This window comes from Limnochorda sp. LNt, assembly GCF_035593265.1.
Taxonomy (GTDB): Bacteria; Bacillota; Limnochordia; order Limnochordales; family Geochordaceae; genus Geochorda; species Geochorda subterranea.
The window spans coordinates 624,131-641,900 of sequence record NZ_CP141614.1; the positions used below are offsets into that span (position 1 = coordinate 624,131).

The window sequence follows — 17,770 nt, forward strand, 5'->3', positions numbered from 1 at the left end:
TGTCTTCATGGGGCATCGGGAGGCTTTTGGGTGAGCGCGTTTCCCCGGACTGGACGAGGGTAATACATGTCCTAGGAGCCCAGACTCCCAGTTATGGGAGCTGCATCCAGGTCGTTACATCCCATGGTGGTGGAAACGAGCAAAGATGGCGAGAGCTTCCCCACCCGGTCCCGATCTGGAAATGCGCAGAGCCGGAAGACCCGTAAAGCGGAAAGTCACGCTAGTTAGTTGCCCCTGATAAACTCGTCCAGCAAAGCCCGTCGTGACGGGCTTACCCCTCTCCTCCCCGAGACCGAATGATGCTAAAATCGGCCCCAGGAGGCATGGCATCGTGCGTCGGGACCGCAACGTGGCGTTCAAGGCGGACCTCTTCGAAAGCCTCATCGACCCCCAGCTCTTCGAGCTGCCCAAGGAGCTGGCCATCATCGACCGGCTGCTGGACGACGAGCGCTTCCTGGAGCCTATCCGGCGCAAGCTCACGGCCCGGCGGGGTCGGCCCACCATCCCCCTGGAGACGTACCTGCGCATGATGTACCTGAAGCGCCGGTACCGGCTGGGCTTCGAGGCCCTCGTCAAGGAAGTGGCCGACAGCCTGGTCTGGCGGCGCTTTTGCCGGTTGCGCTTGACCGACAAGGTGCCCGATGCCACCACCCTCATCAAGCTGACGCACCGACTGGGTCCGGAAGTCATCGAGCAACTCAACGACGCCCTGATGGCCCAGCTGGTGGAGGCGCGGCTGATGAAGCGCCACGGCCAGCGGATCCGGGTGGACACCACGGTGGTGGAAGCCAACATCCATCACCCCACCGACGCGGGCCTGCTGGCCGACGGGTGCGGGTGCTGACGCGGCTGATGCGCCGGGCCAAGGAAGCCGGCATCGGGTACGCCTTTCGGTCCGAGACCGCCTGCGTTCGGTCCGCCGCCGGCTGCGCCGCATCGGCCAGGTGCTTCGCCGGGGAGGAGAAGGCCCAGGCCGAGGTGGACCGGCTTACCGCCGAAGTGGCTCGGCGGGCCGAGCAGACGCTTCAGGAGGCCGAGCGCATGGCTCGGGCTGTCCAGCGCCGCATCCGACAGCTCGGTCCGGCGGTCGGCGCTCGTTACCGGGCCCTCGCGCAGGGTCTGGTCACGTACACCCGCCGCCTGCGCCGGGTGCTGGAGCAGACCCGGCTTCGCTTGCAGGGCATCCGGACCATCCCGGACCGGCTGGTCAGCCTCTTCGACCCGGATGCGCGCCCCATCCGGCGGGGGAAGCTTTCGAAGCCCGTCGAGTTCGGCTACAAGCTGACCCTGGTGGAGACCCAGGAGGGCTTCATCAGCCACTGGCGGCTGCATGTCGGCAATCCCAGCGACGACAGCTTGCTGGTGGACGCCGTGGCGGGCCACATCCACGCGGTCGGAGCCACGCCCCGAGCCGTGGCCGCCGACCGGGGCATGAGCAGCCGGGCCAACGAGGCGGCCCTTCGGGCGATGGGCATCGCGCACGTGGCCCTGCCGGCCCGAGGCGGTCGGGCTCGTCGACTTTTCGAGCGACGCCGGGCCTTTCGGCGGTTGCTCCGCTGGCGCAGCGGCCAGGAGGGGCGCATTGCGCACCTCAAGCACGCCTTTGAGCTCGACCGCAGCCGCTATCGGGGTGCCGACCGGGCGGCGACCTGGAGCGGGGAGGGCGTTTTTGCCCACAACCTGACCCGGGCGGCCCGCCGGCTGCTGGCCCTGGCCCCGGCAGGCGCCTGAGCAGACCCCCGCCGGGGCAGGACCGGACAGGGCGGCATGACGAGCTGGGGTTGCTAAAGGTTCAGACTCCCCTCTAACGACGGACAGTGATTTTGTCAGGAGGCACTAACTAGGATTGAGCGCCGCCAGATCGCAGGCTCGCGTAAGCCTCACGGACAAGGCGTATAACTACCGGCACATCCGGTGGGCGCAACGGGCGAGGATCGAAGGCGATGATCCCTAGGTTAACGCGATGGGTGCGCACCATAACCGGAGGAGTGGTGCGCGCCAGCCAGTCGACGAGCGCCGCGGCGGTAAAGCCGAGGCGAACCTCGTCCAACTGCATCACCAGCCGGACGATCGGGCGCCCGGCTTCGTCGCGTTCAATGTAGGCGCGGGTGTACGGCAGCTCTTTGAGGCCGGCAAGGAGCTCTTCGGCCACGCGAGTCAGTGGCGCCAGCAGTTCCGTGGGGGATCGGGCCACGTAGGTCGAAAGGGCGGTCAACAGCCCCATGATGGTCTCTTTCCCGACCTTCATCGCGCGAGCGATCCCCTGCTCCTGGGCGCGGCATGCGGCGACAAGGCTTTCCTTTCCGCATATGATCCCGGAGGTCGGCCCACCGAACGCTTTTCCGCCGCTATACGTGACCAGGTCCGCTCCCGCTTCGATGTACGACCTCAAGTCGGTCTCCGCAGCGGCGTCGACTAGGACGGGGATACCCCGGCCATGAGCGAGCCGGATCACGTCGGCGAGCGGCAGCATTCCCTTCTGGACGCAGTGGTGGGACTGCACGAAGAGGACGGCGGCAACATGGTCGTCCAACGACGCTGCGAACAGTTCCGCGGGAGTGGCATTTGCCCACCCGACCGGGCGGGGTTCTCCGCCGCCGAGGCGTATCATCTGCGCTATGGGGGCACCGAAGTTAATCAGGTGCCCACTCTGCACCACGATCTCGCGGGGCTGCCAATCCGCGTTGGGCAGCCGCTCTATGCGACGAGGGTCTGTTCCGGCCACACAAGCGGCTGTCATGATAGCAATCCCGGCTCCTGCGCCGCAGGTGACCCAGGCGGATTCAGCGCCGGCCCACTTAGCTATCATCGCACCAGCGCGCTGTTTGAGGACGTCCATGTCGACGTACGCGGCCCCCGCATGGGCCATGGCCGAGGCTACGGCCGGGCTCAGGGAGGCGCCCCCCAGGCGGGTCATCATCCCGCTCGCGTTGATAACTGGGGTAACCCCGATGTCCTCATACGTGATCAAGTCGCACCCTCCAGTTCGCGGCAAGAGCCCTTCGAAACTCCGTATGGACCGCCTTGTAGGCTTCCGTCCAGGCTGGCTCCGGTTCGACGACCCGTTCAGGCGTTGCCGCCATGTGTCGAACGGCGGTTTGAAGCGACGGGTGGATCCCGCTGGCGACAGCCCCCAGCATTGCTGCTCCCAGAGCCGACACTTCTCGGGTCATCAGTTCGAGCGGTCTGTCGAGAACGCTTGCGAGGATCCGGGGCCATTGACGACTGCGTCCACCGCCTCCCGTCAGCGACAGACGGGTGATGATAACGCCTCGCCTTTGCAGCACGTCCACTATCTCGCGAAGGCCCAGAGAGACTCCCTCCAGCACAGCGCGTGCCAGGTCTCGGACATCATGCTCCGGCCGCAGCCCCAGAAAGGCCCCCGTCGCATTGGGCCGGAACGCTGGCACCTCAGCCCCGTGGACGTACGGCAGGAACAAGAGCCCCCGGCACCCCGGAATCGAGCCAGCCGCCCACTCGTCCAGCGTTTTGTACACCTCGGACAGGTGCGCAGCAGCAAGGGGTTGCCTGGCCTCCAACAACCCCACCAGCCTAGGTGACTGCTCGGTTTCCTGTTGAATCGGGCCTTTGGTAGGGGGTTTGAAAGGTCAGGCATGCGGCCAGCGGGTTCGAGCTCGACCCAATCGCGGCCTTCGACGGGAGGGCGGAGCGCGTCGTGCTGCCTTTCCAACCCCCGGTTTCCCTTCTCTTTTCCTTGTCTTCCAGCTTCTTACTCATGCGGGGCCCACCACCCCCACGGGTGGCCCGGCGGCCATCACCTCCTTGATGTTGTGGTTGATGGCGGCCAGCAGGAGCTGGAAGCGCACCTTGATGCGACCCCAGTAGCGCGCCTTGCGGGCCCCGTGGGTCTTGAGCTGCCGCACGATGCGCTCGATGCGGGCCCGCAGCCGGTAGCGCTCCCGAAAGGCCGGGGTGCGCTGGTACGCCCGAGCCTGCCGCAGCTCGACCTCGTAGGGGTGGATCGTGACCTGACGGGCCGCCGCCGGCGTGCAGCGGGCCTTGAGGGGACAGGCCCCGCAGGCCTCGGCCGCAAAGCTCACCACGAACCCCTTGTGGTGCTGCAGTCGGCCCGGGTCGAAGCGGACCGTCTGCCCTGCGGGGCAGGTGAGCGTGCCGGCGTCGGCGTCCAGGGCGAAGGCCTCCTTCGAGAAGTACCCCTCCCGGTTCGTCGCCGGGGGCGCCTTGGCCACGATGAGGGTCCCCTTCTCGGCCTGGCGCCGGGCGCGCTCGACGTCGAAGTACGCCTGATCGCCCAGCACCTCCGCGGGGGCGGTGGCCGTGCCGCTCCTGGTCGTCCAGCATCGCCTCCAGCCTCGCGTCGTCCGGTGCGTTGGCGGGCGTCACCGCGACGGCGGTGACCAGCCGGTGGCCCTCGCCGCCCGTCATCAGATGGGCTTTGTAGCCGTCTGCCCGGTTCGAGGCCGTCTTGTGGCCATGGCGCATCTCGGGGTCGACCACCGAGATGACCCGGTCCTTGGCCACCCCCCTGCTTGAGGCGGACCGTCCCGTCCGGGTCCCGCTCGATGTCCTGGGTGGCCACCCGCTCCAGCAGGTCCACCATGGCCTTCAAGTCCTCGGGCACCTTCGCAAGCGCCCGCGCCGCCGCCACCAGGGCCAACGCGTCGTCGACCAGCGCCTGGAGCAGCTGTCGGCGGGCCTCGGCGTCGTCCCAGTCGATCCGGGGCTTGCCCGGCTGGTGGTAATCGGTGCGCTTCAGTACCGCCGAAAGCGGACCGTCCAGCTCGTGCATCCGGGCCACCGCCAGGACCCGCACGATACCCTTGCGGATGAGGGTGTAGGTGTCCTGCACGGCGGCCCCGCCGTGGATGAGAAAGGAATCGACGATCTGGGAGCGCTCCGGCGAAAACAGCCCCGCCTGCTTGGCCGAGGCCAGGGTCCTCTCCAGCATGGCCGCCGCGATGCCATGCTGCAAGAAGCGCCGGCGGTGGTCGCACAGCGTCACCGCATCGATGCCCTCAAAGTCCCGCCCCGCCAAAATCGCCAGCTTCACCCGGTCATCGAAGCGGGATTCCTGCTCCATCTCCCGGTCCGAGTAGCCCTTCTCCATCTGGATCAACAGCGCCAGAAACGTGTGGACCGGGCTCACCGAAGGCCTTCCGGTGCGGGCGTCAAACAGCGGAGCAAACATCGATTCGTCCAGGTTCTGCACCGCCCAGTCGTGGAGCCGCCACCAGTAGGAGTCCTTGGGGATGCGCTGTCGCCAGGTGACGTCGTCGAAGGTGGTCTGCCGGTTGCGCCGGCCCAGCACGCCGCTCCACTCCCTGCCCGGAGGTGGTTTCCAGCCGCATCGTACCACGAAAACGGGCGTGAACGCAAGAGCGGTGCAGCAATACAAAGCTACAGAAAGCTCATAGAGGTGTATCAATGGTTACTGTCCAAGAAAGCCCTCCGGCGTTCATCATCGACTTTCTATTCTTCAAACCCCATCAGCTCATACCCCGTGGGGTACGGTTTCCGAGCGGTCACCTAGCCAGCCACAGCACGGACACCCCTCCTGTGGGCAGGTCGCCGCCCGACGCCCAGAGCCCGTCGATAAAGGGATAGGTGAAGGTGTGACAAAACCGCGTGGGGTAGAGGGGCCGCGTCGTGTTGACCCGGATCACTCCGACGGTGCCCAGGGTGACGCAGCCCTGACCCGCCTCCACCATCCCTGCGCCCAGATTGGCGCACACGCCGTCGTGCCCGCCCACCGCCACGGGAATCCCGCGTGGGAGGCCCAGCTCGTCTGCGATGTCGCTCTTGAGGGGCCCGAGGGGCTCCTCGCCGGGAGAGATCCGGGGCAGCCACGAACGCTGAACACGGTAGCGCTCCGTCGACCTAGGCCACTCCCGTGTGTTGGCGCTGAAAGGATCGGTGGCGAGCCTCCCCGTCAGAACGAAGTTGATATAATCCTTGACTCCACACAGGCTGCGCAGCCTGTCGGCGGCGGCAGGGTCCACCCGGCGAAACGCTTCCGCCGCCCGGCCCCACGCGGCGAGTTTGCTGTATCGGCGTGTCTTGACGCGAGGGACGCGACCCACCTCTGAGGCGAGCGATGCCCAGGGGACGGGCAGAGGCTCTCCGTTGCCGCCGAGGAACGCAAGCCCGGACCCCCGCCCGCAAAGGCCCATGGCAACCACGCTATGTCCGGATGCGCGAGCCATAACGGACCGGATGGTGTCACGTACGGCTGCCCACCACTGCTGCGGATCATGGACCGGGCCGCGAGCGGCATAAGGCAATACGACCTCTGCAAGGGTCTCGCCGTCTCGGCTTACGAGTATGGCTTTACATGTGGTCGTTCCGATGTCGCAGCCCAGGATGGCTTCCATTAGGTGCTCCCTTTGCCTTGGATGACTCGGGCGTCCGGGGCTGAGGCTGGTCAGGGGTCGTCCCTCACAGCGAGCCCGGCCACCGAATCGCCCGCGACCGCGTAACCGAGGTCTCGGGACAGGTTCTGAGCGGCAGCTTTCAGATATGGCACCAACTCGTTGATGCGCTCCTCGGACATCCGAAACACGGGAGCGGTGATGCTGATGGCGGCAATGCCCTTGCCTGTGTAGTCCCGCACCGGAGCGGCGATGCATCGCGAATCCTCGCGGTGCTCCCGGTCATTGAGGGCGTAGCCTTGGGCGCGGACGGTGCTCAATTGCCGCATAAGATCCTCCACGTTGGTCACCGTGTAGGCCGTGAACGGCGTCAGAACACGCGAAGACAGCCTGCGGCGAGCCTCCTCCTCGGGTAACTCGGCCAGCAGCACTTTCCCTATGGCCGTGCAGTGGGCGGGCGCACGCGCCCCCACGGGCGTCCGGAGGCTGATGGGCTGGGTGCCCATCAACCGATCGATGTACACGATTTCCAGGCCGTCCAATACCGCGATGTTGACCGTCTCCTCGCTAACCTTCACTAGGTACTGCAGGTACGGCTTCGCTCGCCGGCGGATCTCCATGCTGTCGAGGGCACGGTGGGCCAGGGTGAGGATGCGCAGTCCCAAACCGTACCTCCCGTCCGCCCGGCGCTCTACATACCCCCTCTCGGCCAGGGTCGCGAGCAATCGGGAGGCCGTGCTGCGGTGACAGTGCATCCGCTCCGCTACTTCGCTCACGCTCGTACCGGTGGCACTCTCGGCCAACAGCTCGAGGACGTCCAGTGCTCGCTCCGTGGGGCGCGCCGTGACGACATCTAGGGACCTCTTGGGCATGGGAGTTCCTCCCGACCACACCTCTCGTTTCACTTTTTCGGCAAGTGCAGGGAGGATCCTGCAACCGGACGACGAATACTTGCAACCGAAAGAGCAATCAATGCAACAGGGGGTGAAGGCTGTGCACTTACCCGTGCAGTACGTGCGGGGCGACGAGGTCATCGCGCTTCTCCAGGAGATCCTGCGAATTCGCTCCGAGAATCCGCCCGGCAACGAGAGAGACGTGGCCTACCACCTCGGTGAGCGGTTGCGGCGGTCGGGGTTCGACGTATCGTACTTCGAGCCGGAGCCGCTGCGGACAAGTGTCGTCGCCATCCTGAAGGGAACGGGTGGTGGCCGCTCCCTCATCCTCAACGGGCACATCGACACGGGCCCCGTGGGCGAGGGATGGACGCGCGACCCGTTGGGAGGGCAGGTTGAGGACGGGAAGATATACGGCCGAGGCGCCGGCGACATGAAGTCCGGCATCGCTGCCATGGTCGGCGCGGCCGAAGCGGTGATCGCAAGCGGCATGCGACGCCGTGGCGATCTGATACTGATGCTCGTAGCCGACGAGAGCTCGGGCGGACACAAAGGGACGGGATACGTCGTCCGCCAGGTGAAGCTGAAGGCCGATATGGCCGTGGTATGCGAGCCCAGTGGCACTCACATAGCTATTGCCCACCGCGGGGTCGTCTGGGTCGAGGTCGAAGTGCGAGGCAAGTCGGGTCAGGCGGCACGGCCGTGGTCGGGCGTCAATGCCATTAGCCTCATGGGCCGGGTCATCACCGCTCTCGACGCGACGCTGCCGGGCCACTTCGCCAAACGCACTCACGAAATACTTCCCTCACCCACGCACAGCTTCGGCACCATCGCAGGCGGTATCAAGCCCAACGTCATCGCAGAGGCATGCCGTGTGGTGATCGATAGAAGGACCTTGCCCGGAGAGAGCGTCGACGATGTCGTCGACGAGATCCAGCGCATCGCCGAGGAGGCCATCGCCGGCACCGGCGCTCGCGTGCAGTCACGGCCTGTCATGGTGGTCGAACCCTCCGAGGTGCCCGCGGATTCGGAGCCCGTCAACCGCTGTCGTGAGGCGTTGCGCGCGGTCACGGGGATGGAGGCGAAGCTCGCCGGCGCCGGGGGGTTCACCGATGCCCATTGGCTCAACAACAACCTGGGTATACCGACCGTCGTGTTCGGTCCCTGGTACTTGCACCTCACCGGAGGCAGCGTCTCTGACATCCCCGACGAGTTCAACTACGTCGAGGACGTGGTGACGGGCACGCGGGTCTACGCTCACCTCATCGCCGACGTCATCGGTTGAAGGCGGGCGAAGCTCGAAGGGGCCAGCAGCAGCATGACAGGGCGCAGGTCAGCGTGGGCAGGCTTCGTGTTCACAGTACCGGCCATCGTCGTCCTCGGGGCCATCCTGCTGGTGCCGGTGCTGGACGTGTTCCGGACCAGCTTGAGTAACCCGTCGTTTCCCGGCCTCGGCAACTTCGTGGAACTCCTTCAAGAGGAGGTGTTCTGGAAGGCGCTCGGGAATACCATCCTCTTTACCGTTGTGAGCGTCGCGGGACATCTCGTCCTTGGCCTCTGGGTTGCGATGCTGGTCAACAAGCCGCTGGCAGGGCAGCGCGTCTTCCGCAACGTCGTTCTCCTGCCGTGGATGCTTCCTCCAGCCGTTGTGGCAACAACCTGGGCGTGGATGTACCATCTCCCGTTTGGGCTGATGAACCCCATCCTGCTGAAGCTCGGCCTGATCAGGCAGCCGTTGGCATGGCTGTCGGAACCGTCCCTTGCGATGCCATCCCTGCTCGTGGCGAATCTGTGGCGGGGATTCCCCTTCGTATCCATCATCCTGCTGGCGGGACTCCAGTCGATCCCTGCCTACCTCTACGAGGCCGCCAGCGTAGACGGCGCGAACGCGTGGCAGAAATTCTGGGGCGTAACACTGCCGTCCATGTCCCGGATCATGCTCATCGCGATGATGCTCGACCTGATCGGTACGGTGAAGTACTTCGACCTTATTTGGGTGATGACCCACGGTGGCCCCGCGAACCAGACCGAGGTGTTTGCCACGCTGATTTACCGCCTGGCGTTCGTGTTTTACCGTACCGGCCCTGCTGCCGCGCTTGCCGTGATCATGTTTGGCGTGCTTGGCTTGTTGACATACCTGTACCTCCGTACCTCCCGGCACCAAGACCAGTACGTGTAGGAGGATGGGCATGGCCTTCCTAAGATATCGGCGCTGGCTGCGAACCGCAGACAAGCTGTACACCTACGCCTCCCTTGGCCTAGTGACAGTCTTCGTGCTGCTCCCGTTCTTCTGGATCCTGTCAACCTCGTTAAAGCCCGAGAGCGAAACCTTCAAGTTTCCGGTGCAGTGGATACCGGGTAAGCCTACCATCGCTGCGTACGTCGAAATGTGGTCTCATCGTCCGTACGGCATCTACCTGCTCAACAGCGCTTTTGTGGCACTGGCCTCCATGCTGATTGCGGTTACCGTTTCGTCCATGTCAGCTTACGGACTGTCGAGATTCCGTTTCCGAGGGTCCAACTGGGTTTTGCTGGCCATGATGGGCACTCAGATGGTGCCGCCCATGCTATTGCTCATCAGCTACTTCAAGGTCATGTCCGCGGCCGGGCTGTTCGACACGTTGTGGGCACTGATCATCACCTACACGGCCTACCTGCTGCCGTTCAGCGTGTGGATCATGAAGGGATATCTCGACACGATACCCGTCGACCTGGACGAGGCAGCGCTGATCGACGGGTGCTCACCGGGCAACGTGTTCTGGAGGGTCATCCTGCCCGTGATCCTGCCCGGCATCGTGGCAACGGCCATCTTCTCCTTTCTCCTGGCCTGGAACGAATTCACGTTTGCCTACGTCCTCACGAGTTCGGATAAGCGGTACACGATAGGCGTCGGGATCGCGTACCTGTTCGGGGAGTACAGCGTTGCCTGGAACGAACTCATGGCCGCGGGGATGGTCGCGTCGTTGCCTCCCATTCTCTTGTTTTTCTTCGCCTCCAAGTACCTCATTTCCGGCCTCACCGCCGGTGCGTTGAAGTAGCCGGTACGGGGGTGGGAATGGCGAGGGACGTCAGGGTGGGTAGGTGCTTACGTTGCCGCTGGACAGAAACCATGGATGAAAGGTGGGTATCGGATGCGTAACTCGGGACCCGATCGGACTCGGCGTGTGTATGTTTCCCTTGTTGCCTTCATGGTGACCTGGGTGCTGGTGACCGCGGTGCCGGTGGCGGCGGCTCAGAAGGTAGAGCTGCGACTAATGTCGTGGTACTTCGGAGAGGAACCTGCGGCGACCGGCCTCAAGACGTTGATCGCAGAATTCGAGAGAACGCATCCCGGCATTTCCATCGTTCCCGAACAGGTAACGGACACGGAGCGTCTCACGAAGCTCACAACCAGGATGGCCGGTGGACAGGGTCCCGACATGTACATGGAGACGGCGAGTAACGTGCGCTTTGTGGTCGACAGGGGGTACTGCATCAACCTGGAGCCCCTGATCGCCCAGAGCGCCGAGCCCATCAAGCAACGGTTCAGCGATGGCATTCTGGAGGAGTTCTCGGACGCCAACGGCAACTTGTACTTTATGCCGTATGCGATCGGCCCAACCGCCCTTGTGTACAACTCGCGGATGTGGAGGGCGGCAGGCCTTGACCCAGCCAACCCGCCGAAAACATGGGAGAGCTTCGTGGAGTACGCCAAGAAGCTTACAGGTAACGGCCGGTACGGCCTCGCAATGTTCGGAAAGGGTGACGGCAGCTCAGTCTGGCGCCTGTCGTATTGGTGGATGACCAACGGTGCAGATGTGCTCAGCAGCGATGGGCAGCGGGCCACGGTCAACACCCCGGAGTTTATCGAGGCGATCGAGTTCTGGGCGAATCTGCACAAAGTGTACCACGTGGTACCCCCGAGCGCGCCCCAGAACAGCTTCTCCGAGAACAACGCCATCTTCGCTGCCGAGGTGGCTGCGATGGTGGAAAGCGGAGTGTGGCAGTTCGGCGTCACGGAGAAGATGAACCCGTCCCTTAAGGGGGAGCTAAGGGCAGCGCTGATGCCCGTCAGGCGGCGGCCTGTGGCAGCGGGTGGTGGTGATGACGGGATCTGCATCACGACACAGTCCAAGCATCCAAAGGAGGCCTTCGAGTTCCTGTCGTTCCTGTCATCAGCCAAGGCGGGCGTGACGCTCTGGCAGATACACGGGAAGTTCCCGGCCAATAAGGCGTCGCTCCAGGACCCTGCCGTCGCCAAGGACAGCCTGGTGCAGATGTGGCTGCCAATCCTACCATACACGAAAGCACCCGTTCTCCATCCGCGCTACCCGGAGATCTCAAGCGTGCTCGGTGTCATGCAACAGGAAGTGCTGCTTGGGCTGAAGAGCGCTGCGCAAGCGGTAGCGGATGCCAACGCGAAGATCACCGAGATTATCGAACGGAAGTAGCGGCCTCCACGGCGCGTAGTGACGTCTGTACCGCGTTGGATGTTGCGGGGACGGCCCTGAGGAAAGGTCAAATGGATGTGGGGCGATGGGACCCAAGGAGCCCTTCCCGTCGCCCCACGTACTCGACACAAGGAGCTGTAGCATCGTGACACAAACGATTGACATACCGCTCATCGGGGGCCGCGTCGCGCTGAACGTTAGGGTGCGAGATGTAGCCACGGCGAAGGCGGCCATGGAGATCGCCGGGGGAGCTTGTTTGTTCGGTTTTTTGGTGCGGGAGTACTCAAGCGTGGACGCAGCTGTTGAGGCAATCCAAGCAGTCCAGGCGAGTGTGGATCGTATCTCGGTCGGGTTGGGTGAGGGAGATCCCACGCAGTGGCGAGCTGCCCTTGAGGTCGCAGTGCGCACCCGGCCGGTGCACTTGAACCAACCCTTCGCGTGCGCTGGATACTCAGCCGGGTATCTGCGTGGCGCCGGCAACCAACGCACCGTGGTCAATGCTCTGGTCAATCCGGGCTCGACGCCCGGAAAGGTGATCATCGCGACCGGGCCGGCGGGGCGGGAATGGGGCCGCCGACAGGGGCCCACGGAAGTGCCGGCCGAGGAGGCCATGGCCTACTTGAGGGACGCGTCCGTTTTCTCCGTGAAGCTCTTCCCGCTCAGGTGTCGTGAGGCGGTGCACCACGTGCGGGCGGTGGCGCGCGCGGCAGCGTCCGCAGGGATCCCGTTGATAGAGCCTACTGGTGGTATCACTCCGGATAACCTGGCAATCATACTCGAAGCGGCGCTGGCGGAGGGAGTCAGCGTGATGCCGCACCTTTATGGAGCGCTCTTATCCGGTGACGGAGAGCTGGACATCCAGAAGTTCAGACGTTGCGTTGCCATCGCGAGGACTGTAACCGGCAAGGCTTAACCCCTGACAGCAGAAATCGCGCTCCCAACAATTGGTAATAGGGTTTAGCGTCATGCATTGCCCCCGCCCACCGCGCAGGCCGAAAGACGCAACCAATCATCCGTCACCGGGCCATAACCGGCTGACAAACAGGGGCTGGCTTTCCGGCTCCCGGCTACGTGCCCACGGCCTCGCCCGGCGCTCAGCTCGTGTCCCAGATGAGCTGCTTTACGGCCCGATCCAACGAGGGCCCCCAGCGTAACTCCCCTTCCACGGCCCGGGCCGCTTCAGCCAGCGTCTCACCGTCCCGGCCAAAGGCCCGCCGGTGGCGCTGGAAGAACATTCGCATCACGTTGATGGCCAGCATCTGCAACCAGTGAACGGCCGGAATGGCCGTGGCCGTGTGCACGTAGCCGTGATCCAGGTGCCAGCGTCCTTTGGCTTCATGAAAACCCGTGTTCTCGATGACCCAACGGGCGTGTACGAAAGTCCGGACCGTCTCCAGCGGGGCCTGCTTGGCCGAAAGATCCGTGGCCGCCAGGATCCGATGCACCGTCCCGGCCCGTGTCCGTGGCCACGCTAAAATCGGCATAAATGGTCACGAAAAACCAGCATGAATGGCCACGAAAAATCCGCACATCTGGCCAGGTAGGGGAAATGCCCGCTCCCCCGTATCGGCTCCGCTGGGGCAGCACCCAGACGGATCCGGCGAAGGAGCGAGCAAACCTGGTTGGACAGGAGTTGGTGATCCAGTTGCGGCGCTTGCGTGACGAAGGGTTCAAGAAGGTTCAGGTGGCCAAACGCCTCGGCATCCACCGGGACAGCGTGGCCAAGTACTGGGAAGGTCCCGCCCTCCCCGCGGAGCCTCCCCGCTACCGCCAGCGGGCTCGCAAGATCGACCGCTACGTCGAGTATATCACAGCCCGGCTGGCCCGTTGGCCCGAACTGACGGCCGAACGGCTCTACCAGGAGATCCGCCAGCAGGGCTATACGGGTTCCCGCCGTACGGTGCGCCGGTTCGTGGCCAAGATCCGGCCGCACCCGGTCCGGGAGTACAAGCCCATCGAGACGCTGCCCGGGGAGCAGGCCCAGGTGGACTGGGGGCACTTTGGAACCCTCGTCGTCGAGGGGGCTCGGGTGCGGCTGTACGCCTTCATCTTCACGCTGTCGTGGTCGCGCGTGATCTACGTGGAGTTCATCACGTCGCTGGCCATGGCCACGCTGGCGGGGTGTTTGCACCGGGCCTTCGAGTACATCGGCGGGGTGCCTCGCACCCTGCTCTTCGACAACGCCAAGACCGTGGTGGCGGAGCGGGTCGGCGGGGTCGTCCGCTACCAGCAGGAACTCTTGCAGCTGGCGGCCCTGTACGGCTTTGCGCCGAAGGCCTGCTGGGCCCGAGACCCTGAGTCCAAGGGCAAGGTCGAGTCCATGGTCAAGTACGTGCGCCGGGGCTTCTTCTACGGCCGGGCCTTTACGGACCTGGCGGATCTCAACCGTCAGGTCCGGGCCTGGATGGACGCGGTGGCCAACGCCCGGGTGCACGCCACGACCGGGGCGGTGCCGTGGGACCGGCTGGCGCAGGAGGCGCCCCACCTCAAGCCGCTGGCGCTGAGCGCTCCGCAGGGCATCCTGGAGCAGCGGAAGGCCACCCGCACCAACCTCATCTCCGTCGAGGGAAACCGGTACTCGGTGCCGGCCCGCTTTGCCCGCCGACCCGTGAGTTACCGGCGCTTCGAGCACCACATCGAGATCCTGGAGGACGGCCAGGTGGTGGACCGGATCGCGCTCGTCCCCGGGCGAGGGCGGGTGATGATTCGGGACGACCATTACCCGCAGCACCAAGCGCGCCGCCAACCGGCCCATCCCCTTCAGGCTCGCTTGAGGCCTTGGCCCCCAGTGCCCGAACGTACCTGGAGGGCCTCAGCCGGTCTCGCAGCGGGCATTTGCGGGAGCAGATGGAGCGCATCGTAACGCTGGCCGAGAGCTGCCCAGCCGACGTGCTGGAGCAGGCCATGCAGCGGGCCATTCGCTTCGAGGCTTACGGCTACGGCATCCTCAAGCGCCTGGTGGAGCGCCTGCAGAAGGCGCCGGGGAGCCTTCCCCAACCAGCGCAGCCGTCTGCCCAACGTCGGCTCTCGCTCCCCTACCGGGTCGACGTGGAGCGACGGGATCTCTCCTACTACCAGGAGGTGGCCCGATGATTCGCACCATTGCTCCGGCCGATCGGGCCCGCCTCGAGCAGGGCCTCAAGCGGTTGAAGCTGCGCCGCATCCGGGAGATGCTGGACGCCGTCAGCGAGCTGGCCCTTCAGGAAGAGCCCTCTTACCTCGACTTCTTGGCGTACCTCGTGGAGGCCGAGGTGCAGGCCCGGGAAGCCACCCAGCGGGACAAGCGCCTGAAGGCGGCCCGCTTTCCCATGCTGCGCACGCTGGACAGCTTCGACTTCTCCTTCCAGACGTCGGTGAGCGCCCAGACCATCCGGGACCTGGCCACGCTGCAGTTCGTGGAGGCGCACGAGTCGCTCGTGCTCTTGGGGCCGCCAGGGGTCGGCAAGAGCCACTTGGCGATCGGTCTGGGCATCGAGGCGGTCCACCGCGGCTACCGGGTGCTCTTCCTGACGGTGCAGGACCTGGTGCAGGAGCTGTACTCGACGCTTGCCGATGGCAGCACGACCCAGAAGCTGAAGGCCATTCTGGCGCATGACCTCATCATCCTGGACGAGCTGGGCTATCTGAAGATGGATGCCACCGCCTCGGATTACCTGTTTCAGCTGGTGGCCAAGGCCTATGAGCGGCGCTCGCTCATCGTGACGAGCAACCTGGAGTTCCAGGAATGGGGATCGCTCTTCGATAGCCCGGCCACCGCCGCGGCGGTGCTGGATCGGCTGCTGCACCACGCCCACGTCATCACCCTCAAGGGCGAAAGCTACCGGATGCGCAGCCGGCTGGCGCCGCCCAAGGCCAACGGCACCCTGCCCGAAGGCTCGGCGGCCCCCGCCCTACGGGCGGGGGGCAGAGGGGAGGGAGGGACCCCCACGTAGATCTCGCCATCTACCTGGCCACGACTGCGGGATTTCCGTGGCCAAAAGTGCGGTTTTTCAAGTGGCCATTGACAGCCCGCCGGCCCGAAAGCTCCGTCTCCTCCACGTACACCACCCGCAGCGGCGGCATCCCCTCCCAACTGGTAAACCCTTCGTCCTCCCACGCCTTGACCTCCACCGGGGGCTTGCCCCGCCGGCCCACCTCCACCCACTGCCGGTCCGGCCGACGGCGCGCAAACAGCCCCATGGCGTCCTGCACGATCAGCATCCGCTCATCTTCCAGGCGCACCACGAAATGGTAGCCGTAACGCCGCACCGCCCTCAGAAACGGCGCCTTCGCAAAGCCCGCATCGAAGAGCAGCACGTCGACGAAGTGCTTGAAGTGGGTGTACAGCCACGCCAACAGCCGCAGCGCGGCGGTCGTCTCCCCTTCCCCGGGGTGCACCGGCTCGTAGCCCCAAAACAGCCGGGGCGCCGGGCCGACCCCGTGGCAGAACACCGCCGCATGGTCGTACGTGATGCTCCCATCCCGGTGAGGCTGCGCCCGGCAATGCTCGCATTTATGGAGCGCCGACGTGAAAAAGTGGGTGCCGTCCACGGCCGCCACCCGCCAGCCCTAGCCCTCGAAAAAGGGCACCGCCTTCATGGCCTTGATCGCCTTCATGACCTGGATGAACAAGCGCTCAAGCGCCTCCAGGTCGACCCGGTCCATCCCGTCCCGCAGGGCATCCGCCGACGGCGGGCGCTGACCTCGGGGCAACAGTTGGCGGAAATGGCGCCGAGCCAGGCGCTCCAGCTGCTCCCAACTGGGCAGTTGCAGCAAAAAGCCCATCCACGCCGTCAGCCACAGCGTGCCGGGCAGGATCTCCGGCCGCTTGCGGCCATCGCGAGCTTGCCGCCAGGCGCCGGGTGGCAGGAGCTTTTGGTGGGCATATCGAACCAGATCTCGCAGCCACCGCCGCATCGGTGGCGCTCACCTCCCGAGCCCTTCTGGTTTGTGTTGGCTCGGGAGGTCTTTTTCTGCCGAACCGGCCCCTTTCCTCCAGGAATCCCCAGAAAACTCGGAGTCAAGTCCCCATTTGCGCCGCTTGCCCCGCCGCTTCGCTATCGGCACCGCGGCTCATAGGAAGCGAGATTTCTGCCTGTCACGCCGGAGATCGGGGGTTCGAATCCCCTCGGCCCCGCCAGCTCCGGGCTCGGCTAAGCGGCAGGCCGCCAGGCTTTGGACCTGGAGGTGCTCGTTCGACTCGGGCGCCCGGAACCAGTTCACGGTGAGGAGGCACGGCAGCTTTGGGGATCCACCGCTGGGACAGGTACGTAGACCATGAGCCGGACGCGTTGCGGGTGCTCTTTACCCTGAGCGATCTTTGCAATAAGTGTCACGGACCCCTGACCGAAGACGAATGCCCTTGCCCGATCATGGCCGCTCGCGTTCAGGCGCTGGCGTATCTTAAAGAGGCCGCTTCCTTGCCTCCTCGGGCCCGTTCGATGCCTCAGGATGAGCTGCGTCGGGTGATCGAGCTATTTGAAGCGTATGACCGTCGGTGGTTTGTGCCCACCGAAGAGCACGAGCGCCACGGGACACTGGGGCTTCCGCTCTTTAAGGTCAACCCGGCCTGGCACGAGGCCAAGGCGCTGGCCGATCGGCTCATGGAAGCGTGGGAGGCCGAGCGGCGCCGGCTGTGGGAGAAGTTCGGCGTCCCGGAAGAGGAGGCGGAGCGTGAAGCCTGACTACTCGGATATCACGTCCCGCTTGGGTGCCCCTCTTTGGTACGACGAGCACGGGGTTCCTCGTTACGAGCCGTTCCGTCCTGACCTGTGTGACGTCTACACCGACTACGTCGCGCTGTTGCAGGTAGAGTGCCACGGGTGCGGCCAGGCCTTCAGGGTGGCCCAGTCGGTGTGCCTGCTCGATGAGCGTGTCGCTCGCAAGGATCCAAGCTGGGTACCCGAGCTTCCCGGGGATGGGCGCATCGGCCATTTCCACTATGGAGACCCGCCTTCTCACCTGAACGCGGTCGGCGAGCATTGCGTGGGAGAGTCGATGAACACCATCCGCCGGCGGGTCCTTGAGTTTTGGCGACGGGACCGCGGACACCCCTGGAAATGGGTCCGGGACCACCGGCATGAGATCGAGCTATCAGGCGACCCGTTCGGATTCGAGG

20 protein-coding genes and 1 tRNA gene are annotated in these 17,770 nt (G+C 65.0%); 12 read left to right on the plus strand and 9 right to left on the minus strand.

Annotated elements, in window-relative coordinates:
• Positions 1-331 precede the first annotated feature (331 nt).
• Together VLY81_RS14510 and VLY81_RS02875 are read left to right on the plus strand one after the other, a co-directional pair.
• A complete protein-coding gene (locus VLY81_RS14510; protein WP_405001277.1) occupies positions 332-844 on the plus strand; it encodes a transposase in 513 nt (170 codons plus the stop codon).
• Positions 832-1,731 (plus strand): transposase, encoded by a 900-nt coding sequence (locus tag VLY81_RS02875; protein WP_405001278.1) that lies wholly within the window; start codon positions 832-834, stop codon positions 1,729-1,731. Before VLY81_RS14510 ends, VLY81_RS02875 begins: the two co-directional genes overlap by 13 nt.
• A gap of 109 nt (positions 1,732-1,840) precedes the next feature.
• Here the strand turns inward: VLY81_RS02875 and VLY81_RS02880 are convergent, their stop codons facing one another.
• The 6 genes from VLY81_RS02880 to VLY81_RS02905 all read right to left on the minus strand — a co-directional run bounded on the left by VLY81_RS02880 (position 1,841) and on the right by VLY81_RS02905 (position 7,222).
• The gene (locus tag VLY81_RS02880) at positions 1,841-2,971 is read right to left on the minus strand and encodes a PLP-dependent aminotransferase family protein (protein WP_324669522.1); all 1,131 of its coding nucleotides are present in this window, start codon (positions 2,969-2,971) and stop codon (positions 1,841-1,843) included.
• Positions 2,958-3,548, minus strand: a complete 591-nt coding sequence (locus tag VLY81_RS02885; protein WP_324669523.1) for a xylulokinase — start codon at positions 3,546-3,548, stop codon at positions 2,958-2,960. The genes VLY81_RS02880 and VLY81_RS02885 overlap by 14 nt, the downstream gene beginning before the upstream one ends.
• 186 nt (positions 3,549-3,734) lie before the next feature.
• Positions 3,735-4,151: a transposase gene (locus VLY81_RS02890; protein ID WP_324670321.1), complete on the minus strand. Its 417-nt coding sequence runs from the start codon at positions 4,149-4,151 to the stop codon at positions 3,735-3,737.
• Positions 4,058-5,290, minus strand: coding sequence for a transposase (locus VLY81_RS02895; RefSeq protein WP_324669524.1), 1,233 nt, complete (start codon positions 5,288-5,290; stop codon positions 4,058-4,060). Before VLY81_RS02895 ends, VLY81_RS02890 begins: the two co-directional genes overlap by 94 nt.
• A 214-nt stretch (positions 5,291-5,504) precedes the next feature.
• Complete coding sequence (locus VLY81_RS02900; protein ID WP_324669525.1) at positions 5,505-6,353, minus strand: xylulokinase; 849 nt, start codon at positions 6,351-6,353, stop codon at positions 5,505-5,507.
• Between the two features lie 50 nt (positions 6,354-6,403).
• Complete coding sequence (locus tag VLY81_RS02905; RefSeq protein WP_324669526.1) at positions 6,404-7,222, minus strand: IclR family transcriptional regulator; 819 nt, start codon at positions 7,220-7,222, stop codon at positions 6,404-6,406.
• A 133-nt stretch (positions 7,223-7,355) separates the two neighbouring features.
• On the opposite strand from VLY81_RS02905, the gene VLY81_RS02910 reads away from it, so the two are divergent.
• The 5 genes from VLY81_RS02910 to VLY81_RS02930 all read left to right on the plus strand — a co-directional run bounded on the left by VLY81_RS02910 (position 7,356) and on the right by VLY81_RS02930 (position 12,586).
• The gene (locus VLY81_RS02910; RefSeq protein WP_324669527.1) at positions 7,356-8,528 is read left to right on the plus strand and encodes a M20 family metallopeptidase; all 1,173 of its coding nucleotides are present in this window, start codon (positions 7,356-7,358) and stop codon (positions 8,526-8,528) included.
• A gap of 33 nt (positions 8,529-8,561) precedes the next feature.
• The gene (locus VLY81_RS02915) at positions 8,562-9,422 is read left to right on the plus strand and encodes a carbohydrate ABC transporter permease (protein WP_324669528.1); all 861 of its coding nucleotides are present in this window, start codon (positions 8,562-8,564) and stop codon (positions 9,420-9,422) included.
• 4 nt (positions 9,423-9,426) lie between these two features.
• Entirely contained in the window at positions 9,427-10,281 is an 855-nt protein-coding gene (locus VLY81_RS02920; protein ID WP_324669529.1) for a carbohydrate ABC transporter permease, read from the plus strand.
• Between the two features lie 162 nt (positions 10,282-10,443).
• Positions 10,444-11,673, plus strand: a complete 1,230-nt coding sequence (locus VLY81_RS02925) for an ABC transporter substrate-binding protein (RefSeq protein ID WP_324669530.1) — start codon at positions 10,444-10,446, stop codon at positions 11,671-11,673.
• A 145-nt stretch (positions 11,674-11,818) separates the two neighbouring features.
• On the plus strand, positions 11,819-12,586 hold the full coding sequence (locus tag VLY81_RS02930) for a KDGP aldolase (protein ID WP_324669531.1): 768 nt from the start codon (positions 11,819-11,821) through the stop codon (positions 12,584-12,586).
• 181 nt (positions 12,587-12,767) lie between these two features.
• Here the strand turns inward: VLY81_RS02930 and VLY81_RS02935 are convergent, their stop codons facing one another.
• A complete protein-coding gene (locus VLY81_RS02935; RefSeq protein WP_324669532.1) occupies positions 12,768-13,118 on the minus strand; it encodes a hypothetical protein in 351 nt (116 codons plus the stop codon).
• 191 nt (positions 13,119-13,309) lie between these two features.
• Between VLY81_RS02935 and istA the strand changes: the two genes are divergently transcribed.
• Genes istA through istB form a run of 3 tightly spaced genes read left to right on the plus strand, consistent with a single transcriptional unit; the run spans position 13,310 to position 15,605 of the window.
• Positions 13,310-14,536, plus strand: a complete 1,227-nt coding sequence (istA, locus tag VLY81_RS02940; protein WP_324669533.1) for an IS21 family transposase — start codon at positions 13,310-13,312, stop codon at positions 14,534-14,536.
• On the plus strand, positions 14,521-14,766 hold the full coding sequence (locus VLY81_RS02945) for a hypothetical protein (protein WP_324669534.1): 246 nt from the start codon (positions 14,521-14,523) through the stop codon (positions 14,764-14,766). The genes istA and VLY81_RS02945 overlap by 16 nt, the downstream gene beginning before the upstream one ends.
• The gene (istB, locus tag VLY81_RS02950) at positions 14,763-15,605 is read left to right on the plus strand and encodes an IS21-like element helper ATPase IstB (protein ID WP_324669535.1); all 843 of its coding nucleotides are present in this window, start codon (positions 14,763-14,765) and stop codon (positions 15,603-15,605) included. The genes VLY81_RS02945 and istB overlap by 4 nt, the downstream gene beginning before the upstream one ends.
• 10 nt (positions 15,606-15,615) lie before the next feature.
• Here istB and VLY81_RS02955 read toward each other — a convergent pair whose 3' ends face one another.
• Together VLY81_RS02955 and VLY81_RS02960 are read right to left on the minus strand one after the other, a co-directional pair.
• Positions 15,616-16,212 carry a hypothetical protein gene (locus VLY81_RS02955; RefSeq protein WP_324669536.1) on the minus strand — a complete coding sequence of 199 codons (597 nt, stop codon included), beginning with the start codon at positions 16,210-16,212 and terminating at the stop codon, positions 15,616-15,618.
• A gap of 9 nt (positions 16,213-16,221) precedes the next feature.
• On the minus strand, positions 16,222-16,569 hold the full coding sequence (locus VLY81_RS02960; RefSeq protein ID WP_324669537.1) for a hypothetical protein: 348 nt from the start codon (positions 16,567-16,569) through the stop codon (positions 16,222-16,224).
• 225 nt (positions 16,570-16,794) lie between these two features.
• Between VLY81_RS02960 and VLY81_RS02965 the strand changes: the two genes are divergently transcribed.
• Positions 16,795-16,869 (plus strand) — tRNA-Gln (locus tag VLY81_RS02965).
• A 26-nt stretch (positions 16,870-16,895) separates the two neighbouring features.
• Entirely contained in the window at positions 16,896-17,336 is a 441-nt protein-coding gene (locus tag VLY81_RS02970; protein ID WP_324669538.1) for a hypothetical protein, read from the plus strand.
• The last annotated feature ends 434 nt before the right edge of the window (positions 17,337-17,770 follow it).